Source organism: Micromonospora sp. Llam0 (assembly GCF_003751085.1).
In the GTDB taxonomy this organism is placed as follows: Bacteria; Actinomycetota; Actinomycetes; order Mycobacteriales; family Micromonosporaceae; genus Micromonospora_E.
The window spans coordinates 2,305,860-2,330,685 of sequence record NZ_RJJY01000002.1; the positions used below are offsets into that span (position 1 = coordinate 2,305,860).

At 69.4% G+C, this 24,826-nt stretch carries 16 protein-coding genes and 2 CRISPR repeat arrays (1 of these 18 running past the window's edge); of the genes, 13 read left to right on the forward strand and 3 right to left on the reverse strand.

What is annotated here, in order from left to right; translation table 11 throughout:
• Nucleotides 1–67: 67 nt before the first annotated feature.
• Nucleotides 68–958: a sigma-70 family RNA polymerase sigma factor gene (locus EDC02_RS37785; protein ID WP_123606867.1), complete on the reverse strand. Its 891-nt coding sequence runs from the start codon at nucleotides 956–958 to the stop codon at nucleotides 68–70.
• Nucleotides 959–1,582: 624 nt separating this feature from the next.
• On the opposite strand from EDC02_RS37785, the gene EDC02_RS37790 reads away from it, so the two are divergent.
• Nucleotides 1,583–2,302 (forward strand): hypothetical protein, encoded by a 720-nt coding sequence (locus tag EDC02_RS37790; RefSeq protein WP_123606868.1) that lies wholly within the window; start codon nucleotides 1,583–1,585, stop codon nucleotides 2,300–2,302.
• A 402-nt stretch (nucleotides 2,303–2,704) separates the two neighbouring features.
• Entirely contained in the window at nucleotides 2,705–4,342 is a 1,638-nt protein-coding gene (locus EDC02_RS37800) for a recombinase family protein (protein ID WP_123606870.1), read from the forward strand.
• A gap of 271 nt (nucleotides 4,343–4,613) precedes the next feature.
• A CRISPR array of direct repeats spans nucleotides 4,614–7,895; the repeat unit is 29 nt; unit sequence GGGATCACCCCCGCGTGCGCGGGGAGCAG.
• A gap of 40 nt (nucleotides 7,896–7,935) precedes the next feature.
• Here EDC02_RS37800 and EDC02_RS37805 read toward each other — a convergent pair.
• Nucleotides 7,936–10,122, reverse strand: a complete 2,187-nt coding sequence (locus EDC02_RS37805) for an N-6 DNA methylase (protein WP_123606871.1) — start codon at nucleotides 10,120–10,122, stop codon at nucleotides 7,936–7,938.
• 98 nt (nucleotides 10,123–10,220) lie between these two features.
• Here EDC02_RS37805 and EDC02_RS40630 point away from each other — a divergent pair, with 98 nt between their 5' ends.
• Nucleotides 10,221–10,391, forward strand: coding sequence for a hypothetical protein (locus EDC02_RS40630; RefSeq protein WP_158632451.1), 171 nt, complete (start codon nucleotides 10,221–10,223; stop codon nucleotides 10,389–10,391).
• 172 nt (nucleotides 10,392–10,563) lie between these two features.
• Nucleotides 10,564–11,145 (forward strand): hypothetical protein, encoded by a 582-nt coding sequence (locus EDC02_RS37810; RefSeq protein WP_123606872.1) that lies wholly within the window; start codon nucleotides 10,564–10,566, stop codon nucleotides 11,143–11,145.
• Here EDC02_RS37810 and EDC02_RS37815 read toward each other — a convergent pair.
• Nucleotides 11,084–12,334 (reverse strand): serine/threonine-protein kinase, encoded by a 1,251-nt coding sequence (locus EDC02_RS37815; protein WP_233606637.1) that lies wholly within the window; start codon nucleotides 12,332–12,334, stop codon nucleotides 11,084–11,086. The genes EDC02_RS37810 and EDC02_RS37815 overlap by 62 nt on opposite strands.
• 303 nt (nucleotides 12,335–12,637) lie before the next feature.
• On the opposite strand from EDC02_RS37815, the gene EDC02_RS37820 reads away from it, so the two are divergent.
• From EDC02_RS37820 to cas2e, 9 genes are all read left to right on the forward strand, one after another.
• A complete protein-coding gene (locus EDC02_RS37820; protein ID WP_158632452.1) occupies nucleotides 12,638–14,740 on the forward strand; it encodes a UvrD-helicase domain-containing protein in 2,103 nt (700 codons plus the stop codon).
• Complete coding sequence (cas3, locus tag EDC02_RS37825) at nucleotides 14,737–17,580, forward strand: CRISPR-associated helicase Cas3' (RefSeq protein WP_123606875.1); 2,844 nt, start codon at nucleotides 14,737–14,739, stop codon at nucleotides 17,578–17,580. The genes EDC02_RS37820 and cas3 overlap by 4 nt, the downstream gene beginning before the upstream one ends.
• A gap of 33 nt (nucleotides 17,581–17,613) precedes the next feature.
• Nucleotides 17,614–19,275, forward strand: coding sequence for a type I-E CRISPR-associated protein Cse1/CasA (gene casA / locus EDC02_RS37830; protein WP_123606876.1), 1,662 nt, complete (start codon nucleotides 17,614–17,616; stop codon nucleotides 19,273–19,275).
• Nucleotides 19,272–19,943: a type I-E CRISPR-associated protein Cse2/CasB gene (gene casB, locus EDC02_RS37835; RefSeq protein WP_123606877.1), complete on the forward strand. Its 672-nt coding sequence runs from the start codon at nucleotides 19,272–19,274 to the stop codon at nucleotides 19,941–19,943. Before casA ends, casB begins: the two co-directional genes overlap by 4 nt.
• Nucleotides 19,940–21,064 carry a type I-E CRISPR-associated protein Cas7/Cse4/CasC gene (cas7e, locus tag EDC02_RS37840; protein WP_123606878.1) on the forward strand — a complete coding sequence of 375 codons (1,125 nt, stop codon included), beginning with the start codon at nucleotides 19,940–19,942 and terminating at the stop codon, nucleotides 21,062–21,064. The genes casB and cas7e overlap by 4 nt, the downstream gene beginning before the upstream one ends.
• 61 nt (nucleotides 21,065–21,125) lie before the next feature.
• Nucleotides 21,126–21,827 (forward strand): type I-E CRISPR-associated protein Cas5/CasD, encoded by a 702-nt coding sequence (gene cas5e / locus EDC02_RS37845; RefSeq protein WP_123606879.1) that lies wholly within the window; start codon nucleotides 21,126–21,128, stop codon nucleotides 21,825–21,827.
• 2 nt (nucleotides 21,828–21,829) lie between these two features.
• The gene (gene cas6e / locus EDC02_RS37850; protein WP_123606880.1) at nucleotides 21,830–22,504 is read left to right on the forward strand and encodes a type I-E CRISPR-associated protein Cas6/Cse3/CasE; all 675 of its coding nucleotides are present in this window, start codon (nucleotides 21,830–21,832) and stop codon (nucleotides 22,502–22,504) included.
• A complete protein-coding gene (cas1e, locus tag EDC02_RS37855; RefSeq protein WP_123606881.1) occupies nucleotides 22,501–23,469 on the forward strand; it encodes a type I-E CRISPR-associated endonuclease Cas1e in 969 nt (322 codons plus the stop codon). Before cas6e ends, cas1e begins: the two co-directional genes overlap by 4 nt.
• Nucleotides 23,469–23,879 (forward strand): type I-E CRISPR-associated endoribonuclease Cas2e, encoded by a 411-nt coding sequence (gene cas2e, locus EDC02_RS37860; protein ID WP_123606882.1) that lies wholly within the window; start codon nucleotides 23,469–23,471, stop codon nucleotides 23,877–23,879. The genes cas1e and cas2e overlap by 1 nt, the downstream gene beginning before the upstream one ends.
• 25 nt (nucleotides 23,880–23,904) lie before the next feature.
• Nucleotides 23,905–24,826: direct repeats of the CRISPR family, unit length 29 nt; unit sequence CTGCTCCCCGCGCACGCGGGGGTGATCCC (it continues 6,126 nt past the right edge of the window).

A 24,826-nucleotide genomic window follows, 5' to 3' on the forward strand; every position in this document is an offset into this window, starting at 1 on the left:
GGACCGGGGCGGGCCGTGGGAGCAACGCTCCTTTCAGCCGTGCGTGGATCGGTGCGAACGCGGCCACTCAGGCCGGCGCCGCCCCGATCCCGGGGGCACCGACACCGGCCGCTTCTCGGTCCGATGTCTTGCCCCCAAAAGCCCGCTGTTGGGTGGCCAACAACGCACCCGCGCCACGGTCGGCACCCAACAGCCGCCCAACAGCCCGACCGCTGACCCGTGGCCGCAACGGGATGAAGGCGAGTTCCCCCTCCGAGATCGCCTCCGCCAAACGCCGCTCCGCCCGCGCCCGCCACGCGCTGGCCGTGCTCGGCGCGATCCCGAGCTTCTTGGCGGCCTGCGCCACGGTGGCGGTTTCCATCCGGGTCGCCGCGATCAAGTTGGCCTCATCGGCGTCGACGACGCCGGCAGCGACCGCCCGCGCGAGCACCAGATCGGGGTGATCCCACGGCTGGATCGGGGCGATCGGCCCGGTCGCGTCGGTGTGGATGAGTTGGGCGTCGGAGTCGGCGTCGCGGGCCTTGCGGGCGGCCCGCAGACCGGCGTCGACCAGCCGGCCGCAGACGCGCGGCACGTCCAGGTCGATTGTCTTGAGCCGGGCGACGAACCCGACGAGCAGCTCGGAGTCCAGATCATCGGTGTCACCGCGCCAGCCGGCGGCGAGCATGCCGGCCACCCGGCGCAGGCGGGGCATCGCCGTCCCTACCGCAGCGACCACCCACGCGGGTCCGTCGCGGCGGGCACGCACGACCAGTTCCCGCCACACCGCGTCGCGGACCTCGGCCGGCGTCGCGGAAGACAGCAGCAGGGCACGCAGGTCGTCCAGGAGCACGATCGCGTCGGGTAGACCGGTGAAGCCTCGTCCGTCGAAGCCGACATGGCTCGGCGGCTGGACGAGAAGATCGAAGGCACGTTCGGCCGCGTCCAGCGGAGACGACGGCCAGGATGAAGCGGACATGTGAACCTCGCGGGAATCGGGCGCCGCGCTGCAGCGACGCGAGACCCCCATCCGCGCACGTCGACCCAACAGCCCCATCCGGCCACGATCAGCCAAACCGTCGTGTTGGCGCAGGTCACAGCCCTGCACACCCAACGAACCCGTCCGCCCAGGTTCGGGCGGAGGCAAGCAGGCAGACACCCAACAGTGCAGGTCAGCGCGTCGTTGGGCGCTGTTGGGCGGCAAGATCGCCACATCTCGTGGAGAGCGTGGTTTGCCCGCGCGGCGAGGCAAACTTGCTGGCACCTCGGGTCTACAACCCCGGCCACACCGCCCAGATCCGCCGACACCTCGTCCACATGACGGTGCACGGCAGCGTCGGGGAGTTCCTGACCCGCGCCTGGCCAACCGCCGTCGCAGCTAGCAAGGCACCAACGGCTCCAACGGCCAGGCACCGCATCCCCCGAGCCCGGACCCCTTGTTGCCTACCCAACAGTCAGCCCCCGCCGTACCTGTTGGGTAGGCCCGCGTTGCCTGTTGGGCGCTGTTGGGTAACCCGGCTCCCGCCAATGCGGCGAGATGGCCCGCTGTTGGGCATTTGGTGGATGCGAACACGGCCAACCGGGCACGGGGGCCACCTGCCCCATGACTGCTCATCCAGATCGCGACCCACACCGACTCGACCGCCGACCCACCGACTTCCCGACCGCGAATCCCGACGACTCACCCCGGGTCACCGGCGACGTCCCCATCACCGTGTGGCGACTCGACGACCACAGCGACTCCCCGCAGACGGCCGAACCCGACCCCGGCTTCGCGTCGCGGCTGGCCCGCCGACTCGTCCTCATCTACACCCGACACGGCGACACCATCGTCTCCCTCGACGACGACCCCCACCTGCAGACGGCCGCCACCGAAGCCGGCCGCACGTACCTGTCCATCACCGAACCCGCCCACCTCGCTGACCTCGACCAGATCGAACAGCCCGTCACCCTGGTCACGCTGCACTGGCCCCGCGACGACCACTCACCCGCCGCAGACCGAATCGCCGACCTGTTCACCGCCTGCCGACTCATGATGGTCGGCGACGCGTGCGTCATCGCCGCCGTCCGCCCCCGCACCACGCCGGGCACGACATACGCCGACCACGCACACACGCTGCGCGCAGCCGCAAACGACGTCGGATTCACCCACATCCTGCAAATCGTGGCCGTCAGCGCCGCCGGAAAGGGCGACCAGTTCACCTTCTACGCCAGCGAAGCCGACGCCGCCGAGGTAACCCGCCAGGCCATGTCCACGCCCGGCCGTCGAGTTCTACACATCGACCTGATGGTCTTCACCGCCCCGGTGAGTCGCGATGGCTGACCACGACGCACCACGAGTGCAGCCAGACGTTTCGCGACTCACCCCCCGACGTCAGACCAGTCCGCGCGACTCAGCGCGAGTCGCCGAAACCGATCCCCCAACTGGCTTGAAACCCGCAGGTGAGTCACGCTACGGTGCCGCCTCCGCAAGCCCGCGAGACGCATCAATCGGCCAACGCGGGCCGGACAGAAGCCGAGCGATCGTCCCGAGGCTCACCGCCCCGGACATCGTCCCGATCACGGAGAAACAGCACCGTCAGGCCGTCGACATCCTCGCGGCCATGATCGTCTCCTGGGTCGAACGAAACGCCAGCGAACCGGCCGACGAGGGCCACACCCCGTAGCCGTCGGGCCGCCGGATCCCATTCCGGCGGCCCGACCACCCCTCTCGAAGGAATGCCATATGCCACGCAAATCGCGCCGCGCCAAGGCGACTCTCCCTCTAGCGGCTACACACCTGCGGATCGCCATCTACACCCGGCGGTCCACCGACGAAGAAAACCAGCCGTTCACCATCGAGGCCCAAGACACCAAACTCGACGCCTACACCACCTCCCAGGACGGCTGGAGCATCATCGCGAAATTCTCCGACGACGCCTCCGGCGCCAGCCTCGACCGACCCGGACTGCAACGCGCGCTCGCCGCCGCACGCGCCGGCAAATTCGACGTCCTGCTGGTCTACCGCGTCGACCGATTCAGCCGCCGCATCAGCGACCTCGTCATGCTGCTCGACGAACTCGACCAAGCCGGCGTCGTCTTCCGCTCCGCCACCGAACCCTTCGACACCTCCACCGCAGCCGGACGGATGCTCGTTCAAATGCTCGGCGTGTTCGCCGAGTTCGAACGAGAAATGATCATCGACCGAGTCATCAACGGCATGGAACGTAAGGCCGCCAAGGGCGAATGGACCGTCGGCGTCGCCCCCATCGGCTACGCCGTCAACCCGGCCACCAAACACCTACAGATCATCGGCGACGAGGCACCAACCATCGAAACGCTCTTCGACCTCTACACCGTCCGCCGCAAGGGCAGCCGCGGCGTCGCGGCGGAACTCAACCAACGCGGCCTGCTCCGCCGGGGCGGCAGGCGGTGGAGCTACAAGACCGTCATCGACGCACTCACCAACCCCGCCTACATCGGCAGCGTCGCATTCCGGGACATCCTCGCCGAGGACGCCCACCCACCCATCACCGACCGAGCCACATTCGCCCTCGCCCAGGAAATCCTGACCGAACGCGGCGAACACCCCGCCAAGTCCGCAGGCGCCGCCACCGACTACCACCTCACCGGCAAGATCCGCTGCCCGCGCTGCGGGCAGGCGTACCTCGGCACCTCCGCCACCGGCAAACTCAAAAAGCGGTACCGCTACTACACCTGCTTCACCCGCAACCGGTACGGCACCGCCCACTGCAACGCCCCCCGCATCCAGGCCGACGTCCTCGACCAGACCGTCCTGCAGACCCTCGGATCGTTCTACCGAGACCGCACCGACCTGATCATGCAAGCCGTCACCGCAGCACATGACCGGCACCGAGCAGGGAACGCCGCCCTCGAAGCAGAGCTACGCACCGTCAAAGCCCAACTCACGCAGAAGGAAACGGTCATCGACCGGTACTTCACCGACTACGAAGACGGCAAGATCGACAGATCCCTCCTGGAAACCCGCATCGCAAAGCTCTCCGACGACCTCACCCAACTCCGCCGACGGCACGACCGCCTCCAGATCCGCCTCGACAACCTGCCCGAGCCCGTCACCACCGACCAACTCGACACCCTCGGCACCGACATCACCCGCATCATCACCCACGGCACCGACCCCGAACGCAAGCAACTCTGCGAGCTACTCATCGAAGAAATCAAGATCAACACCGAGGCCGTCACGGCAACCCCCGTCTTCCGGGTAAACCCCGGCGCTACCGAGGCCCTCAACGCAACAAGCGCCCCGCCCAGAAACCTGGACGGGGCGCAAAAGCCCAGCTCGCGAGGTGTTCGCGAGCGTAGACCTTTAGTGGGCCGCCTGGGACTCGAACCCAGAACCTAAGGATTAAAAGTTTGCATCACCGGCCACCCCGGCTGTTCAGGCCCTCCTGGCAATCGGCCTGACCTGCGGGAACGTGGCCGCGTTCAACTGAAGGTGGTCCACCATGGATCCATGGTGCTCCGTGGGTGCTCCCCTGTCCCAACGTACCCCCGGCACATACGAGTGCCAGGACGGCGGCGTGGAGGTCTCCGTCGGCTGGGCGCAGCGGGAAGACCCCCGCGCGTGCGGGGACGACCCGTTGCTCGAGCCGCATCGCGAACAGCCGAGACGTGGGATCACCCGCGTACGCAGCGAGTAGTACGCGGGCGACTACCGCGAGCGTCCGCGTCAGGGATCACCCCCGCGTGCGCGGGGAGCAGCTGCTCATGGGCGGCGGCGTTCGTTCCTTCCAGGGATCACCCCCGCGTGCGCGGGGAGCAGACCAGCAGCGTCGGGACCGAACGCTCGAAGGCGGGATCACCCCCGCGTGCGCGGGGAGCAGCCGAGGACGGCGCGCTTCAGGTTGTCGCTGGCGGGATCACCCCCGCGTGCGCGGGGAGCAGGAGTGTGACAGACACCCGGTAGGCCTAGCAAGGGGATCACCCCCGCGTGCGCGGGGAGCAGGTGCGGGGTCTGCTGGACCGCCTGGACGCCGGGGGATCACCCCCGCGTGCGCGGGGAGCAGACGGTGACCCGGCACTCCTGGATCGGCTTGTTGGGATCACCCCCGCGTGCGCGGGGAGCAGTGTGGCCCCGTCCCGCTGGATCCGGCTGGTCAGGGATCACCCCCGCGTGCGCGGGGAGCAGCCGACCTGCTCCTGCCCGAGCGGCGCGAAGCTGGGATCACCCCCGCGTGCGCGGGGAGCAGCTGCCGATGCCGTGGGACCAGATCGATGCCGTGGGATCACCCCCGCGTGCGCGGGGAGCAGGATACGGGCGCGTTCGCGGACGCCCGGCCCGTGGGATCACCCCCGCGTGCGCGGGGAGCAGGACCACCCGCTGGTCAAGGAGCGGCCGGACCTGGGATCACCCCCGCGTGCGCGGGGAGCAGAGCAGGGAGATCGACTCCCACTGCTCGCGGCGGGGATCACCCCCGCGTGCGCGGGGAGCAGCGGAACACCATCCAGCGGTGGGAGGACGGGAAGGGATCACCCCCGCGTGCGCGGGGAGCAGGACGGCGTCCGGCTGGTCGGCCACGCCGCCGCGGGATCACCCCCGCGTGCGCGGGGAGCAGAGTAGTCGACCCTGACCTGCAGTTTTTCGCCAGGGATCACCCCCGCGTGCGCGGGGAGCAGGATCGCCGCGATCGTGTCGCTGATGCGGTCGAGGGATCACCCCCGCGTGCGCGGGGAGCAGCGGCGGAACCGGTCGCGAGCAAATCCGGAACCGGGATCACCCCCGCGTGCGCGGGGAGCAGGACCGCCTTGATACGCGGCATCCTCTGCCAGAGGGATCACCCCCGCGTGCGCGGGGAGCAGCGGCGGAACCGGTCGCGAGCAAATCCGGAACCGGGATCACCCCCGCGTGCGCGGGGAGCAGGACCGCCTTGATACGCGGCATCCTCTGCCAGAGGGATCACCCCCGCGTGCGCGGGGAGCAGGACCGCCTTGATACGCGGCATCCTCTGCCAGAGGGATCACCCCCGCGTGCGCGGGGAGCAGACGATGGTGCCGTGGCAGGTGTCGCCGAGCTGCGGATCACCCCCGCGTGCGCGGGGAGCAGATCGGCTGCCTCGGCGAGGATGGAGAGGAGCTGGGATCACCCCCGCGTGCGCGGGGAGCAGGAGCTTTTCGCCGTCACCCCGACCGACACCCCGGGATCACCCCCGCGTGCGCGGGGAGCAGATCGGGTCGCACAGGGTGGCCGAACGAAGCACGGGATCACCCCCGCGTGCGCGGGGAGCAGGGCGTCGAACCGTCGATCCCGATCACCGACATGGGATCACCCCCGCGTGCGCGGGGAGCAGGCCTGCTGTTCGGCCGGGTAGCGGTGTTCGGTGGGATCACCCCCGCGTGCGCGGGGAGCAGCGGCGACCTGCCGCCACCCGTCGGCGCCGGCGGGGATCACCCCCGCGTGCGCGGGGAGCAGCGGCGCCCGTCCCGGATGTCGGCCAGCAGCCGGGGATCACCCCCGCGTGCGCGGGGAGCAGGTACACGTACAGCGTGTCGCGGTACGCGGCCGGGGATCACCCCCGCGTGCGCGGGGAGCAGGACGGCTCGATCTTCGATCCGCCGACCGAGGTGGGATCACCCCCGCGTGCGCGGGGAGCAGGGGAGCGGGCAGTGCAGCCGGGCGTCACGCGAGGGATCACCCCCGCGTGCGCGGGGAGCAGGACTGGGTGAGGTCGGTGCAGCTGCCGATCGAGGGATCACCCCCGCGTGCGCGGGGAGCAGACGGCAAGACGAAGGTCATGCCGAGGCCATTCGGGATCACCCCCGCGTGCGCGGGGAGCAGGGTGGGCTACTGCCGGGCCGGACACCTTCGACTGGGATCACCCCCGCGTGCGCGGGGAGCAGGCGTCCTCGACCTGGGCGTCCACCTCGGCCGCGGGATCACCCCCGCGTGCGCGGGGAGCAGTACGCGAGCGTCACGGCGGTACGCGGCATCGCCGGATCACCCCCGCGTGCGCGGGGAGCAGGTGATCATCGCGACCGGCGGCGCGGCAGCAATAGGATCACCCCCGCGTGCGCGGGGAGCAGGGCCGACATTCGGTCAAGGACAGCCTATCGACGGGATCACCCCCGCGTGCGCGGGGAGCAGAGCTGCCCCCATCGGGCGTAGGTGAGCTTGACGGGATCACCCCCGCGTGCGCGGGGAGCAGACCACCTCCGCCGCGCCGCTGGACGGCGGCGAGGGATCACCCCCGCGTGCGCGGGGAGCAGCGGGGCCAGGCGGCTCTTGGTTGGCTGGCGGTGGGATCACCCCCGCGTGCGCGGGGAGCAGATCGCTGGGCAGGCCCGGGACGCGGTCGCCGAGGGATCACCCCCGCGTGCGCGGGGATCACCCCCGCGTGCGCGGGGAGCAGCCCACTCCCGGGCGACGGGTTCCTCCAGCAGCGGGATCACCCCCGCGTGCGCGGGGAGCAGGGCGGAGAAGGCCACCATCCGGGCCACACTCCGGGATCACCCCCGCGTGCGCGGGGAGCAGCCGCCCGCGACAACCTTCCCCAGGTACGACGGGGGATCACCCCCGCGTGCGCGGGGAGCAGGGCTACTGCACCGACACGCAGCTGCGCGCCCAGGGATCACCCCCGCGTGCGCGGGGAGCAGGTGGTCACCTACAGCACGGGTGGGAATTACGGGGGATCACCCCCGCGTGCGCGGGGAGCAGGCAGCTGTCCACCCGGCGCACCCGGTCCAGGTGGGATCACCCCCGCGTGCGCGGGGAGCAGGGATTGTTGCCGACGTCGATCGGCAACTGCGGGGGATCACCCCCGCGTGCGCGGGGAGCAGCGACCAGCAGTGGATCGTGCTGCCGCTGGCCTGGGATCACCCCCGCGTGCGCGGGGAGCAGCGAGTTTTCGGGCGGGTCGGGTGTCTCTCAGGGGGATCACCCCCGCGTGCGCGGGGAGCAGGCTTGTTGACCTGGGGCGCTAAAGATCAACTGCAGGGTTTTTAATCACTTTGGTTCGTAGGGCGGTTCTCCGAGCCGGTGTTTGTGGGCTGTGGCTCTACGGCTGGGTACAGCGTATCCTTCGACGGCTCGGCTGAGCGTTGTAGCGTCGGCCGAGGGCTGAGACCAAGGGTTCCGCTGGTTAGAGCATCGGTGATCTCGCGAGCCAGGGTGGCGCCGGTCGTTGCGGCGCGGTCGAGGGTTATGCGGAACTCGACGAGTTGGCGGAAGGCGTGTCCGTACGCTCGCTGCTGTTCCGGTGGCATGACCGGGATGGTGAGGCGCCTGATGTCGATGCGCAGGGCGCCCGTGGTGCTGGCGACTCGGCCGGCGAGGCGGACGTTGTCGGTGCGGGAAATGATGCCGGCGACGAACCATGGGTCGAACTGGGTGGTGTCGACGCGAAGCAGTTGAGTGCCCGGTCCGAGCTCGGCCTCGATCTGTTCTGGGGTGGCCACGCGAGCGTTGATTCTGTGGCCGATGATCGGGATCAGGATGTCGCCCGCACGTATCCGAGGTCCTGAGGTGTCGGCTGTGCGGGTTGTCGTGCCGGTGGGGGCGCTACCGGACAGGATGTCGGCGGCGGTCAGGACGACGGCGTTGATGGCGGGTTGGCCGGTGCGACCGCGAGTGGTGGCGCGTAGGACTGTGATGCTGCCGGAGCGGATAAGGTCGGCGATGTCGGCCTGGGGGGCTTCGCGTAGTGGTGCCGATTGGGTTTTGCGTACTGCTGGGAGGCCGCGTCGTAGGTCGTCGAGCAGGTGATCGAAGTCGCTGATGCTGGCGATGAGCTGGGCCGGGCTGGCGGTGAGCTCCTTGGATTGCGGTAGGTAGCGTTGCGGGGTCAGATCGACTTCGGCATCGAGCATGTCGATGGCGGGTACGGCGCGGTGCATGCCGGGTTGTTCGGTGTACTGGTCGGACCGGTAAGAAGCCCAGGCGGTGCCGATGATGTCGATGAGCGGTTCCCCGGTCGTGTCGGCGGTGGTGTCGACGACGAGAACGTTCCCGGCGGGTGGCTGCTGTGGATTGGGGTGGGTGAGGACCCAGATGTGTAGTCCGATGTTCGTCGGTGCCATCAGGCCGGGGGGAAGGGCGACGACCGCGCGCAGCGCCTGGCGACGGATCAGTTCCGCGCGGACCCGTCGGCCGGCGGGCCGGGACGCGGCGGCGGGTGGCATGAGCACGACGGCGGTGCCGGTGGTGGCGAGGTGCGCCAGGGCGTGCTGTACCCAGGCGAGTTCGGGTTCGGTGCGTGGGGGTAGCCCGAAGGCCCACCGGGCGTCGTAGGCGAGGCGGTCGTGGCCCCAGTCGTGGATGCCGAACGGGAAGTTCGCCACGACCAAATCGGCGCGTAGGTCGGGCAGGGCGTCGGCGAGCATGCTGTCCCCGACGTGGACGACGGGCGGTGGCGCGTCGTGCCTGTTCCGGCGGGCGCGAAGGTGCACGAACCACAGCCGTACCAGGGTGATCAGGGCGTACTGCGGGTTGATTTCTTGTGCGTAGCAGCGGGTGATGGTGTCGTCGTGGAGTGCTCGGTCGGCGGCCATGCGCAGGATCGATCCGGTGCCGCTGGTGAAGTCGAAGATGTGGGTGCCGCGTCCGGCGAGTGTCAACATCGCCTCGGCGACGGTGTCTGGTGTGCCGGCGAGCCCGGACAGCGAGTGGGCGGAGTTGACGTACTGCCGGTGCAGGGACTCGAAGGCGGTTTCGGCGCCGTGCTCCGAGCCAAGTTCATCCACCGCGTGCAACAGTGTGGTGAGTGGGGTGGTCCACTGCGTCGGCGTGACGTCGGCGACGAGGTCGGCCAGGTGGGGATCCAGTGAACGCAGGTGTGCGACCAGCTGTTTCGGGGTGGTGGGACGGTCACCGCCGGCCCGGGTGAGCAGGTAGGCGCCGGCGATGCCGAGGACGTCGCTGATCTGTGCGGCGGGTTGGTAGGTCTCGATGTGCCGCCATGCCCGCCGGGCGGTGTCCGCCTGATGCAGTCGGCCGTGACGGCGCAGCCATTGCTCTATCTCTGCCGCGTCGAATGTAGGGCTTGTCGGGGTGCCGCCTACGGGAGTGGGGAAGTCGGCGTAGCGGCGACGCCAGTTGCTGACGGCTGCCCTGCCGACCTTGGCCAGTTGCGCGATGCCGCTGGCCGTCAGGGTGGCCGCGCTGACGGCCGCGTTCGACTCGTTTGTCACACGTGAACCCTAACACGGATGATCAATTTGTGTACGCAGTTCACAGCCTGCTAACTTGCCTGGCAGTCCGCAGTGAGACGAGCCTGTTTGGAGGGACCATGCCACGCCGCGGTCGCAGCACCACCATCGGGAAGATCGCCAAGGTCCATCAGGACCGTCGGGTCTCCGAGATTCGGATCCTCGGTGAGCTACTGCGTGGCGAGCGGCCCGCGCAGTGCGACGAGGAGCCATCACCCCTGGGAAGCCGGCAGGACCTGGCAGCCCGCTGACCCGCGTTCCATCATCCCGTCGATCGAAGGAGGACCATGAGTACTTTTGTCCGCATCCACGCTGCCCACCGTTGCCTCGCCGTGCTTTCCGCCGGTCGCCTACGTCTGCGACGGGGCGGCGAGGCTCGGCCGAGGGTCCACAGCAATGCCACCTTCTCGCGGGTACGCGCGAGTGCGCCTTGACCCGGCCGTCGGTTCGGCCATCGCTGAGGCGTACGCGGCGGCGCCGGTCCGCGACGAACGGGCCTACCCCGCGTACGCCGCGTTCTGCCAGGAGACGGTGCGGCAGTACCACTTCCTGGTGGGTCGGGTGGAGTTCGGTGGCCTGGGCGTGTCGGTGCGGATCGTCGACGAGGACCCCTATCCGGATGTCGCGTCGATGGTCGACGACGTGCGGCGACGTCGGCTGAAGGTGTGGTCAAGCGCCGCCAGCGACAATCCGCATCCGTATCTGAGTGACGCGGAGAACGACATGTTCCGTGCGGTGCACGACGTGTTCGGACATGCGGCGAGTGGCCGCGGCTTCGACCGCCACGGTGAGGAGGCGGCCTGGTTGAAGCACTCCGGTACGTACTCCTCGCTTGCCGGTCGGGCGATGAGCATGGAGACGCGTGGGCAGAACTGCTTCCGGATCTTCGGCAGTGGGGGTGACCGCTTCGCGGCGCAGAAGGCGGCGCTGCTGCCGCGGGTGTTCAGCGATCCGCGTCTGGCGTGGAAGACCCTTCAGGCGACGGTGCCCGCCGCTCGCTGCTGAGGCTCGCGATCTCCTGCCGCAGCTGCACCACGACCGCATGCTCCTGACCGTCGACCCGTGTCCGGCGTTCCAGCAGCAGGTTCATCTGACGCACCGCGCGGTCGGGCTCGCCGAGCGGCAGGTGAGCGCGAGCGGCACGTAGCCGGAGGTCGAACACGACCGGATCGTCGTCGCCGTGTCGTCGGGCGTGTTCGTCGGCGAGTTGCCGCCACTTCCGTGCGGCGGCGCGGTACTCGCCGGCCGCGTACAGCTGGTCGGCTCGCCTGACGCCTTGCTGCATGTCGGGCGGCCCGGGCACGTCCGCGGGCGCGGGGCGGGAGAGGGCCTGGTGCGGCACTCGACCCACGATCGCGGCGTAGGCCTGCACCGCTTCCGCAGCGGCGGGGATGAGCACTCCCGGTAGTGGCGGCAGGTCGCGGGCATACGGTGCCAGCACGGTGTAGACATCAGCGGCCGTGGCGGGCCGGTCCTGAGGATCAACCGCCAACAGCCGGTGCACCAGTTCGTCGACCTCGGCGGGGATCTCCGGTTGCAGCTCGGCAGGACGCGGCGGGGAATTCTCCAGCTGATGCCGCACCGTGGTCACGGTCGTCTCCGCGTCGAACGGTGGTCGGCCGGTGCTGAGGTCGAACAGGGTGGCGCCCAAGCCGTAGAGGTCGGTGCGGTGGTCGGCGGGCCTGCCGAGGATCTGTTCGGGCGCCATGTAGCCCACCGTGCCCAGGCTCTGTCCGGTCTGGGTGATCCGCGAGTACCGGGCGTCGTCGCGGATCACCGCCAGACCGAAGTCGAGCACCTTGGCTGCGCCGCTCGTGTCCAGCATGACGTTGCTCGGCTTGATGTCGCGGTGGACCAGGCCGATCCGGGTCGCCGCGAGCAGCACGCTGCTGACCTGGGCTCCGATCGCGGCGACCCAACCGATCGGCAGCGGGCCCTGCTCGGCGATCAGGTCGGTGAGCGTGGTTCCGTCGATCCTCTGGAGGACGACGTACGGCTGGCCCTCGTGATCGCCGAGGTCGTGGATGGCGGGTACGCCGGGGTGATCGAGACGAGCGGTCAGGAGTGCCTCGCGGCGGAACCGGCGCACCATGTCCGGGTCGAGCGTCGCGGGGTCGACGAACTTCACGATGACCTGACGTTCGAGCAGTATGTCCCGGGCCGGCCAGACCTCGCCCATCCCCTTGTGCGCCAACGGGAATCGGCCTAGCTCGTATCGACCTTTGACTCTCGTCCCGGGTACCACCCGCCCAGGATAGCGACCGTTTCGCCTGCGGCTGTGCACTCGAGTAGGGTCGACCGCGTTATCTGGTGAATGAAGTTAACCGGAGATGCCTTGCAAATTAGGTTCACAAGATGCTTTGATGTTGGCCGGCGTTGACCCCGACCCGGGTGCGCCACCGCCATGCTTCGCGATCGACACGGTCAGCCGTGTCCGACGCGCGACACTTCCGACCATCAGCCCTGGCTCCGCCTGGGTTGTCGACAAGGGATGGTTATGGCTGAGTTGGCCATCGGCCGGGACTTCCTCCCCGCCTACGCCAGGCTGCAGCGCCCGGTGCAACGCGCTGTCGAAGCCGCCATCAGCAAGTTCGCCGAACACACCCACGCGGGCCTGCACCTGGAGAAACTGGTCGGGGCGCGGGACGACAACATCCGTACGATCCGTATCGACCAGTTCTATCGCGGCGTCGTACTCTCCCTCGGGGCCGAAAGGTACGCGCTGCTCAACGTCCTACCGCACGACGACGCGATCACGTTCGCGGTGAGCCGGCGGTTCACCGTCAATCAGGTCCTCGGCGTGCTGGAGATGCGTGACCAGGCGGGGATCGAGGAGTTCACCCGCACCACGCCGCCGCGACCCGCCGAGGAAGCGCTGTTCGGGCGCGTCTCCACCGCCGACCTGCGGCGACTCGGCGTGGACGCCGACCTGATGCCGCTGCTGCGCGTCATCGCCACCGACCGACAGCTGGAAAGCCTTGCCGGACGGCTGCCGGAGAGTCAGCTCGACGCGCTTCGTGGCCTGGCCAGTGGACTGTCAGTCGAAGAGGTGCGGTTGGAGGTATTGAGAGAAACGCTGTCTGGTGTGGACACCGACGACCTGTTGACCGCCGCCCGCCGTACTCCCGAGCGGATCGCCTTCGTCTCCGGCCCGGTGGAACTCGCCGCGATCCTCGCCTACCCGTTCGACGTGTGGCGCACCTTCCTGCATCCGACGCAACGCGACATCGCCTACCGCCCCACCTACAGCGGTCCCGCGTTGGTGACCGGCAGCGCCGGTACCGGGAAGACCGTGACCGGCCTGCACCGTGCGGTGTTCCTCGCCGAGCGGCTGCCCGACGGTGAGAAGGTCTTGCTGACCACGTTCACCCGGGCCCTCGCCGACGCTCTCACCCGTCAGCTGTACCGGCTCACCACCGACCCGGCGGTGCGGGCACGCATCGACGTGATCGGTGTCGACAAGCTGGCCTACGAGATCGTGGCCCGCGACAGCAGAAGACCCACTGTCGCCGACAGCGACACCATCGACCAGTTGTGCGACGCCGCGGCGAAGAACGGGCCCACCTACATCAACCGCGCGGGACACGTCGCCACCGTCAGCGCCGCGTTCCTCAAGCACGAGTGGGAACAGGTGGTGCTGGCACGCCAGCTGACCGACCTGGCCGCCTACCGCGATGCCCCACGCCGTGGCCGGGGCACGGGCCTGCGCGCCAACCAGCGCGAGCAGGTGTGGGCGGCGATCGACAGTGTGTCCCGGGAGCTGGCGAAGCGACGCCTGCGCACCCACACCCAGCTCGCTGACGACGCCGCCGAGATCGCCCGCCGTTCCCCCGCCCCCTACCGACACGTCGTCGTCGACGAAGGCCAAGACCTGCACCCGGCGCAATGGCGGCTGCTGCGCGCCCTGGCCGCCCCCGGACCAAACGACATGTTCCTGCTCGCCGACCCGCACCAGCGCATCTACGACAGCCACGTCTCACTCGCCCAGCTCGGCATCGAGGTCCGTGGGCGAACCCGACGGCTCACCGTCAACTACCGCACCACCCACGAAATCCTCGACCTGTCAGTCAAGGTCCTCGGCGGCGACGCCACCATCGGCCTGGACGGGCAGGACGACACCCTGCGGGGCTACCGCTCCATCACCCGCGGCGGCATGCCCCAACGATCCGCCTACGACAGCCGCGACGGCGAATGCGAAGCGCTGATCGAAAGGGTCGGCACCTGGCTGGACCACGGTGTGGAGCCACACGCCATCGGCGTCGCCGTCCGCACCGGACAACTCGTCAAGAGCATCAGAAGGATCCTCACCGAGGCGCACATCCCCGTCGCCGACGACAAGCGCGGCATCGACGGGGTGCACGTGGCCACCATGCACCGTATGAAAGGTCTCGAGTTTCAGTGCCTCGCGGTCGTCGGACTCGACGCGGGCATCCTGCCGGCACCCCACGCGCTCACCTCAGCGACCGAGGACCCCCACGCCCACCGGCAGGACCTGCAACGGGAACGCTGCCTGCTGTTCGTCGCACTCACCCGCGCCCGCGACGTGCTCTACCTGTCACACACCGGCGCACCCAGCCCACTGCTGCCGGCGCTCCAATGACCGGCCGCACCCACGCCGAAGCCCCCACCCTCGGCGCCGCCGCCCGCGCCGCGTGGGGCAAGACCGACCGCACCGGCACCTCACCAGTCGGGTGGCTGCCGCTGTGGCGCCACCTCGCCGACACCGCCGACGTGGCCGGACAACTCTGGGACCACTGGCTCGGCCCCGCGGTTCGTCGACGCATCGCCGACGAACTGCCCGGCGGCGACGCGGACGGCCGCACTCTGGCCGTCTGGATCGCCGGCGTGCACGACATCGGTAAGGCCACGCCCGCCTTCGCCCACCAGGCGGGCAACCTCGCTGAACGCATGCGCGACCACGGGCTCGGCTACCAGCGGGACCTGATCCGCGCCGACCGCCGGTACGCCCCCCACGCCACCGCCGGGCACATCGTGCTGGCCCACTGGCTGGACCAACAGAACTGGACCGACCCCCACCCCTTCGCCGTCATCGTCGGCGGCCACCACGGCGTGCCACCCACCGACGAGGGCCTGCGCGACGTCCAACTACGCCCCCACCTGCTCGGCGACGACGCCTGGCGGCACGTGCAACAGGAACTACTGGACTGGATGGCGCAGCGATCAGGCGTGGCCGAACGACTCGACGACTGGAGCACCGTCACGCTGTCACAACCCACGCAGGCCGTCCTCACCGGCCTCGTCATCGTCGCCGACTGGATCGCCAGCAACGAAAACCTGTTCCCCTACCTCCTGCACGACACCGACGCCCGCCGCCTGCACACCGGCTGGGACCTACTGGACCTTCCCACCCCCTGGCAGCCGGCCGCACCGCCGCCGAGCGTGGACCACCTGTTCGCGACCCGCTTCGCGCTACCCGCCGGCGCGGCACCACGCCCGGTGCAACGCACCGCCGCCGACCTGGCCGAGGTCATGCCCACTTCTGGTATGATGATCATCGAGGCGGCGATGGGGGAAGGCAAAACCGAAGCGGCCCTGGCAGCCGTGGAGATCATCGCCCGCCGGACCGGCGCATCAGGCTGCTACCTGGCGCTACCCACCCGCGCGACCAGCGACGCCATGTTCAACCGAATGCTGTCCTGGCTGCGCCGACTGCCCGACGTCCAGATCGGCCGCGGCGACCGGGACGTCCGACTCGCCCACGGCAAGGCAGCGCTCAACCCCGACTACGACCGGCTGCGCACCACCTCACTGCCCAGCGGTATCGCCCAGGACGAAGGCGGCACCGACATCGGCGTGCACACCTGGCTCGCAGGACCGAAGCGGACACTGCTGTCCAGCTTCGTCGTCGGCACCATCGACCAACTGCTGTTCGCCGCGCTGCGCAGCAAACACCTCGTGCTGCGCCACCTCGGCCTCGCCGGCAAGGTCGTCGTCATCGACGAGGCCCACGCCTACGACGTCTACATGAACCGCTTCCTCGACCGCACCCTCGAATGGCTCGGCGCTCACGGAGTACCCGTGATCGTGCTCTCCGCGACGCTACCCGCGCACCGCCGCGCCGAGCTGATGAGAGCCTACGACGACGGCCGCCACGGCCCCCCGCCCCCGCTGACCTGGCGCGACCGCGGCAAACCGCGAACCGACCCGTACGCCGCGCTGCGCACCGACCTGCGCTACCCCCTGATCACCGCCTCCACCCCGCAACGCGGCGCCAGCGCCACCACCTGCGCCGACTCCGGCCGAGGCCTCCAGGTAACCCTTCGGCGGCTGGACGACGACCTGCCCACACTGGCTAGTCTGCTCCGCGAGCAACTGGCCGACGGAGGCTGCGCGCTCGTGGTCCGCAACACCGTCGCCCGAGTCCAGGACACCGCAGCCGCGCTGCGCGCGGCACTCGGCCCGGACACACCGGTGTCGGTGGCGCACTCCCGCTTCATGGCCCTCGACCGCGCCGCCAAGGACCGGTGGCTCCGCGACACCTTCGGCCCACCCGGCAGCGGCGGCCGCCCCCACCGGCACGTGGTGGTGGCCAGCCAAGTCGCCGAGCAGTCCCTCGACATCGACTTCGACCTGCTCATCACCGACCTCGCCCCCGTCGACCTGGTCCTGCAACGCATCGGCCGCCTCCACCGCCACCCGCGTGAGAACCGCCCCACCCGGCTCGCGGCACCGACCTGCTGGATCACCGGAGCCGACTGGACCACCGAGCCGCCACAACCAGTCACCGGCTCCCGTCGCGTCTACCAACTGGCGACCCTGCTGCGCAGCGCCGCCGTGCTGCTCCCGCACCTGGACGGCACACCACTGCGCCTGCCCGCCGACATCGCACCGATCACCCAAACCGCCTACGACGACGCGCCCCTCGGCCCGGCGTCCTGGCAGCCGGCCATGATCGAGGCAGAAACGAAGCAGCAAGACGAGATCGCCGCCAAGGAGATGAAAGCCGACGGCTTCCGCCTCGCCGGCGTCGCCGAGCCCGGGACACCCCTCATCGGCTGGCTCTCCGGCGGCGTCGGCAACGCCGACGACCGCGTCGCGCAAGGCCACGTCCGCGACACCGACGCCGAATCCCTCGAGGTCCTGCTCCTGGTACGCACACCGGACGGTCTCATCCTGCCGCCCTGGATCGACCACGCCAGCACCATAGTGCCGACCGACAGCCCGCCGCGCCGACCACTGCCTCGGATGATCGCGCGCTGCACCCTGCCACTGCCCCGAGCGATGACCTCCGCAGACGTGATCGACGAGGTCATCGCCGAACTGGAACACCGAAATGACCTCAGCGCCTGGCAGGACGACCCCTGGCTGGCCGGCGAGCTCGTGCTCGACATCGACACAGCCGGCCTCGCGACCGTCGCGGGCTTCGACCTGCACTACGCCCCGGATGAAGGGCTGCGCGTCACCCGCGCAGCGACCTGAGTCACTCCGACGATCAAACGAAAGGTGACGCCGGTGACCGGATCACCGCACACCACCGAGTACTCCCTTATCGACGCAGCATGGATTCCAGTGTTGGATGCTGCGGGCCAGCGTCGGGACGTATCGCTGCTCGGTCTGTTCGAGCAGTCCGACGACGTACGCATGATCGCCTGCGAGCTACCGACGCAGACCTTCGCGATCCTGCGACTCGCCCTGGCGATCCTGCACCGCACCACCGGTGGCCCGCCCGGTGAAGCCGCCTGGCGTGCCCTGTGGCGCGACCGTCGGCTGCCGGTCGACGACATCGCCGACTACCTCGGCACCTTCCGCGACCGTTTCGACCTGCTGCACCCGAAGCAGCCGTTCTACCAGGTCGCGGACCTGCGCGCGGAGAAGGACAACACCTACGGGCTCGAACGCCTCATCGCCGACGTACCCAACGGCATGCCCTTCCTGACCACCCGCGCCGGATCGGGAATGGACTCGATCACGCCCGCCGAGGCGGCCCGCTGGTTGGTGCACAGCCAGGCGTACGACCCGTCCGGCATCAAATCCGGCGCGGTCGGAGACCCACGGGCCACGGGCGGCAAGGGCTACCCGATCGGCGCCGGCTCGCTGGGCTGGCTGGGCGGTGTCCACCTTGAGGGCGCCAACCTGCGGGAAACTCTGCTGCTGAACCTGGTGCCGATCGCACCCGGGTGGCAGGTCTCCGACGAACGGGACCTGCCGGTGTGGGAACGCGAGCCACACACCGCCGCCGAGGAGGCCGACGCCGCCCGCGGCCCCTACGGTCTACTCAGCCTCTACACCTGGCAGTCCCGCCGGATCCGCCTCTTCGGCGATGCCGCTGGCATCACCGGCGCCATGATCTGCAACGGCGACCGGTTCGACTGGCAGGACCGGCACCTGCTGGAACCGATGAGCGTCTGGGGACGCAGCCAGCCCAAGGAGCGCGAACAGAAACGCACTCCGATCTACCTGCCCCGGCCACACGACCACAGCCGCGCACTGTGGCGCGGTCTGCAGACATTGCTCCCGGCACCGCCACCGCCCGGCTCAGAGCCGCCGCAGCGGTTGTCACCGATGGTGGTGCAGTGGCTGGCCAGGCTGACCGTCACCGGCGTCATCGACCCGCGGTTCCAGACCCGCACCCGCGCCACCAGCATCACCTACGGCGCCAAGCAGTCAGTGGTCGACGAGGTGTTCAGCGACGCGTTGACCATGAACGTGCTGCTGCTGGTCGAAGACTCGGCACAACGTGCGGCGGCAGTCGACGCCGCTGGCGACGCCGAAAAGGCCGTGAGGGTGCTACGCCGGCTCGCCGACAACCTGGCCCGCGCAGCCGGTAGCCGGGACACCGACAGCGGCGACGCCGACCGGGCCGCCGAACGCGCGTACGCCCTTTTGGACCGCGCCTTCCGAGACTGGTTGGCCCGACTGGGACCCGGCAGTGATCCGGCGGCCGAGCGCGCGGCATGGCAGCGGCTGGTCCGCCGGGCCATCGCCCGCCTCGGCAGCGACCTGCTCCAAGCGGCCGGCCCGAAGGCATGGACCGGCCGGTCCGGCAAAGACCACGCCGGCAAGGAGGTGCACTACTCCAGCTCACAGGCCGAGGCGTGGTTCCGCACCGGCCTGGCCAAGGCGCTGCCGATGGCGGCCGAGTCTCCATCCCAGACGCAGGAGGAAGCAGCATGACGGTAGTGGAAACCGACCCATCGACGGCCACACGAAGGACGTGGTCCCGGCGCCGCAAGGACCTCGGCGATCACGTCGCCCGGACAGTCGGCACCCTTCAGGTCCGGGTGCTGAACACCCCACCCCAGCCCGAGGCAATCAGCGCCCTGGCCCGGCTACGGCGCGGTATCGGCCGAGACCCAGGCTTCGACTTCACCCTGGAGCGCTACCTGCAGATCCCCGACGACCTGTTGGGCCACCGGCCCGCCGACGACGCCGAAGCGAGTGACGCCGAGCACGCCGTACACGACGCGGTGACCCTGTACGCGCTCCACCAGCAGTCCCGTCGGGAACGGATGCACGCCGACGGGCGAGGCCTGGGACAGGCACTTGCCGAACTGGTCCGCAGGTCCGCCGGACCCGAAGGAGTACGCCGCCGCTTCGCCGCCCTCGGCACCGCCAGCACCTACCACGAGAGCATCTACCACCTGCGCAGCCTGATCACGATGCTGCGCGAACACCAGATCCCACTCGACTACGGCCTGCTCGCCGACGACCTCAAAACCCTTCGCGGCCCCGCCGGCTGCCCCACGGTCCAGGCCATCTGGGGCCGGGAGTTCTTCCGCACCCGACCCAGCGCAGACCCCGACGCCCCCGCCAGCGAATCTCCCGAGGAGGACCCATCATGAGCCGCACCATCATCGACGTGTACGCCCTGCAGACCGTACCCCCGAGCAACCTCAACCGCGACGACACCGGTTCGCCGAAAACCGCCGTCTACGGCGGCGTACGCCGCGCCCGAGTGTCCAGCCAGGCGTGGAAGCGCGCCATCCGGCTCGCGTTCGCCGACCTGCTCGACCGCTCACAGCTCGGCGAACGCACCAAGCGTGTCGGTGAATCCCTCGCCGCGCGGATCCGTGCCCTCGACCCGAGCCTGTCCGCGGAGGCCGCGTCCGCGTTGGCCACCGACACCTTCGTGGCCGCCGGCCTCGCCAAGGTCGACAAGAAGAAGGGCGAGCTCAAGGACGTCGAATCCGGCTACCTGCTGTTCCTGAGCCACCGGCAACTGGACAACCTCGCCGCCGCCGCGCTGGAAGCCTCGCGAACTGGTACCGCCCTCGACAAGGCCCGGTTCAAGAAGCTGGCCGCCGCCGAGCATTCCGTCGACATCGCGATGTTCGGTCGGATGGTGGCCGACATGACCGACATCAACGTCGACGCGGCCTGCCAGGTATCCCACGCCATCAGCGTCCACGCCGTCGACAACGAATTCGACTACTTCACCGCAGTCGACGACCGCAAGGCCGACGCCGCCGAAACCGGCGCCGGCATGATCGGCACCATCGAGTTCAACTCCTCCACCCTGTACCGCTACGCCACCATCGACGTTGACGCACTCCACCGCACCCTCGGCGACGCCACGGCCACCCGAGCCGCCGTCGAAGCGTTCCTCACCGCGTTCGCCCGCAGCATGCCCACCGGCAAGCAGAACACCTTCGCCCACCGCACGCTGCCCGACGCCGTACTGGTGCGGCTGCGCGACACCCAGCCGATCAACCTCGTCGGCGCCTTCGAAACACCCATCCGCGAGACGAACACCGCCGGGCGGATCGCACTGGCCGCCGAAGCGCTGGCGAAGCACACCACCGACGTCGAGAACGCCTACGGGGAAAGGCCAACAGGCAGCTGGGTCACCCAGGTCGGAGAGAAGACCGCGGTCCTCGCCGACCTCGGCAAGGCAGTCAGCTTCACCGAACTGGTCACCAGCGTGGGAGAGCAGGTCACAACGGCGCTCGGCCAGCCAGCATGAACCAGCCACCGCGCGCAGCACAGGCGCCTCACGGCGGCGAGCCACGAAGCGGGGTGACAGCATGAGCGTCCTGCTGCTGAAACTTGCCGGCCCCCTGCAGTCCTGGGGCTCATCCAGCCGCTTCGCCCGCCGAGGCACCGAGATCGCACCCACCAAGAGCGGAGTGATCGGCCTCCTCGCCGCGGCCAAGGGCATCCGACGCACCGAACCACTCACCGAACTACTCGGCCTGCAATTCGGCGTACGGCTCGACCAGCCCGGACAGATCCTGCGCGACTTCCAAACCGCCCGGTCCCTCAACGGCGAACGCAGCGCCCCACTGACCTACCGCTTCTCCCTCTCCGACGCCACCTTCCTCGCCGCCGTCAACGGCGAACAGGAACTGCTCGACGGCCTGGCCGAAGCACTGGACCGGCCACGGTTCCCCCTCTACCTCGGCCGGCGCTCATGCCCACCAACCGGACCGATCAACCTCGGCGTACACGACTCCACCCTCGACGACGCACTCACACAATGGCCGTGGCTCGCACCCACGTGGTACCGCGAAAAGGCGGCCCGCACCGTCCGGTTGGAAATCATCCGCGACGCCCGCCCGGGTGAACCCGTCACCGAGACCGTGCCCGACGAGCCGATCAGCTTCGACCCCGCCCATCGGCAGCACACCTGGCGATCCGTGCTGCGTCAGCACGTCGACATCACCAACGACCTCGCTGAACGGGCCGCTGTCACCGAACACGACCCGCTGAGCCTGCTGGGAGGCTGAGCATGTACCTCACCCGTCTCCGGATCAACCCCGCCCGCCGTGGCGCGCGTAAGCTGCTCTCCTCACCGCACGCCATGCACGCAGCGGTCCGCGCCGCCTTCGCCGACGCCGCAAGCTATGAACGCCCCGGCGCCCGTACGCTCTGGCGCCTCGACACCCCGGCCCCCGCCACCGTGCACCTCTACATCGTCAGCCCCGGCCGACCCGACCTCACCCACCTGGTCGAACAAGCCGGCTGGCCCACCACCGAAACCTGGACCACCCGCGACTACGACGGGCTGCTCGCCTCCCTGCGCCCCGGCCAGGAGTGGGCGTTCCGGCTCACCGCCAACCCGACCCACAGCGGGCGAAAGACCGCCGACGCCAAGGAAACCCAACGCTTCGGCCACCTACGCGAACCAGAACAGGTCCAATGGCTGACCCGACGAGCCGAACAACACGGCTTCGCCCTGGCAAGCCAACACGACGGCCACCCGAACCTGAGACTGCACCAACGCCAGAACCACACCTTCAAACGCGGCCTGGGCACCGTCACCCTCACCACCGCGACGTACGACGGTATCCTCCAAATTATCGACATCGATCTCTTCCGTCGTGCACTGACCAGCGGAATCGGCCACGCCAAAGCCTACGGCTGCGGCCTGCTCACCCTCGCCCCCACCCAGGCCAGCCCGTGAACATCCCCGGTGTCCCACCGGCGGAGCTAGCCGACCTCAACCGCGCACAGGACCGACTCAGCTTCCTCTACCTCGAACGCTGCGTCATCCACCGCGACAGCAACGCAATCACCGCCACCGACGCCCAAGGCGTCGTCCACATCCCGGCCGCCACCCTCGGCGTACTGATGCTCGGCCCGGGCACCAGCATCACCCAACAGGCCATGATGCTCCTCGCCGACAACGGCGCCACCGCAGTCTGGGTCGGCGAGCACGGCGTCCGCTACTACGCGCACGGACGCCCACTCGCCCGATCCAGCCGGCTACTCGTCGCCCAGGCCACCGCCGTCTCGCACCGTGACCGCCGCCTTCAGGTAGCACGCGCGATGTACCGGATGCGCTTCCCCGGCGAAGACACCACCACCCTGACCATGCAGCAACTCCGCGGCAAGGAAGGAGCCCGCGTACGCCGCTGCTACCGCGAACACGCCAAACGCACCGGCGTCACCTGGAACAACCGCGACTACAACCCGGAGGACTTCACCAGCGGCGACCCGGTCAACCAGGCACTATCGGCTGCCCACGCCTGCCTCTACGGCATCGTGCACGCCGTCATCGTCGCCATCGGCGCCTCACCAGGGCTCGGCTTCGTCCACACCGGCCACGACCGGTCCTTCGTCTACGACATCGCCGACCTCTACAAAGCCGAACTCACCATCCCCGTCGCCTTCGACATCGCCGCCAGCGGATCAACCGACATCGGCCCAGACACCCGCCGCGCCGTCCGCAACCGCGTCCACGACGGCACGCTCCTCGACCGATGCGTACGGGACATCCGAAATCTCCTCCTCACTCCAGGTCCAAGCGGACCCATCGACGAAGCATGGCTCGACGACGAAGCCGAGAACGACGCCGTACGCCTCTGGGACGAGGACGGATACGAACTCACCAGCGGACGCAATTACAGCACCGAAGTCGACTTCTGATGACCGTCATCATCCTCACCGCATGCCCGGAAGGACTACGCGGCCACCTCACCCAGTGGCTCCTCGAGATCTCCGCCGGCGTCTACGTCGGCCACGTCAACAGCCGAATCCGGCACCGACTCTGGACCAAGGTCATCGAGATGGCCGGACCAGGACGGGCACTGCTCGTCTACCAAAAGCCAAGCGAACAGCGGCTCAGCTTCGACGTGCACGACCACCACTGGAACCCAGTCGACTTCGACGGCATCACCCTGATACGCCGACCCACCGAGCGGAAGACCCACAACCCCGCCCTAGCTCAGGGATGGAGCAAAGCCTCAAAGCGCCGACGCTTCGGACGACGCGGCGCGGGACGCGGGGACCTCTCGGGCGGCAGCCCAAAACAAAGTGAACAAAATCGGGAAAGTTGATCTCTAAAACTGCAGGTCAAGAAGCCTGCTCCCCGCGCACGCGGGGGTGATCCCTGTTTCAACTGGTGCGGGTGAGGGGGCCGGTCCCTGCTCCCCGCGCACGCGGGGGTGATCCCTCCTCGGCCGCCGACGTCTCACCCCGACGAATCTGCTCCCCGCGCACGCGGGGGTGATCCCTTCTTCAAGCTCGCGGGCGTGACCAACGCGTACTGCTCCCCGCGCACGCGGGGGTGATCCCGACCTTGAGAGGATCGCCGACGGACTCGGCGTCTGCTCCCCGCGCACGCGGGGGTGATCCCACTTTCGGCGCTACAGCCAGGAACGATGCATGCTGCTCCCCGCGCACGCGGGGGTGATCCCTTCTCCTGGACGCACCGCGGCTGATCAGCGCCCCTGCTCCCCGCGCACGCGGGGGTGATCCCTCGTCTACCGCGAACCAGAACGCATCCGAGCCCTGCTCCCCGCGCACGCGGGGGTGATCCCGGGTCCACGGATTATATAGAGGGATTCGCTTTCTGCTCCCCGCGCACGCGGGGGTGATCCCGTGAAGAAGATGTTGCGCAACCCGTCGTACCCTGCTCCCCGCGCACGCGGGGGTGATCCCGATCGCGCTGCCCCAGTCGAACAAGTTGTACACTGCTCCCCGCGCACGCGGGGGTGATCCCTCCCCTGTTCCCTGTTCCCTGCTCCCTGCTCCCCGCGCACGCGGGGGTGATCCCGCACACCGGCAGCGGGCCGCCCGACAGGCAGTCTGCTCCCCGCGCACGCGGGGGTGATCCCGTTAACGTTCGCTGGGGGTCGCGTCAAGTCGACTGCTCCCCGCGCACGCGGGGGTGATCCCCGGGAGCCGGAGGTACGCCGGTAGCGTGGCCACTGCTCCCCGCGCACGCGGGGGTGATCCCGCCGGGCCTCACGTGGGAGGTGAAAAACGCCTCTGCTCCCCGCGC

Excerpts from the sequence above, each read along its gene's own strand:
- EDC02_RS37785 (WP_123606867.1), bottom strand. The coding sequence starts at position 958 with ATGTCCGCTTCATCCTGGCCGTCGTCTCCGCTGGACGCGGCCGAACGT.
- EDC02_RS37790 (WP_123606868.1), top strand. The coding sequence starts at position 1,583 with ATGACTGCTCATCCAGATCGCGACCCACACCGACTCGACCGCCGACCC.
- EDC02_RS37800 (WP_123606870.1), top strand. The coding sequence starts at position 2,705 with ATGCCACGCAAATCGCGCCGCGCCAAGGCGACTCTCCCTCTAGCGGCT.
- EDC02_RS40630 (WP_158632451.1), top strand. The coding sequence starts at position 10,221 with ATGCCACGCCGCGGTCGCAGCACCACCATCGGGAAGATCGCCAAGGTC.
- EDC02_RS37820 (WP_158632452.1), top strand. The coding sequence starts at position 12,638 with ATGGCTGAGTTGGCCATCGGCCGGGACTTCCTCCCCGCCTACGCCAGG.
- cas3 (WP_123606875.1), top strand. The coding sequence starts at position 14,737 with ATGACCGGCCGCACCCACGCCGAAGCCCCCACCCTCGGCGCCGCCGCC.
- casB (WP_123606877.1), top strand. The coding sequence starts at position 19,272 with ATGACGGTAGTGGAAACCGACCCATCGACGGCCACACGAAGGACGTGG.
- cas7e (WP_123606878.1), top strand. The coding sequence starts at position 19,940 with ATGAGCCGCACCATCATCGACGTGTACGCCCTGCAGACCGTACCCCCG.
- cas5e (WP_123606879.1), top strand. The coding sequence starts at position 21,126 with ATGAGCGTCCTGCTGCTGAAACTTGCCGGCCCCCTGCAGTCCTGGGGC.
- cas6e (WP_123606880.1), top strand. The coding sequence starts at position 21,830 with ATGTACCTCACCCGTCTCCGGATCAACCCCGCCCGCCGTGGCGCGCGT.
- cas2e (WP_123606882.1), top strand. The coding sequence starts at position 23,469 with ATGACCGTCATCATCCTCACCGCATGCCCGGAAGGACTACGCGGCCAC.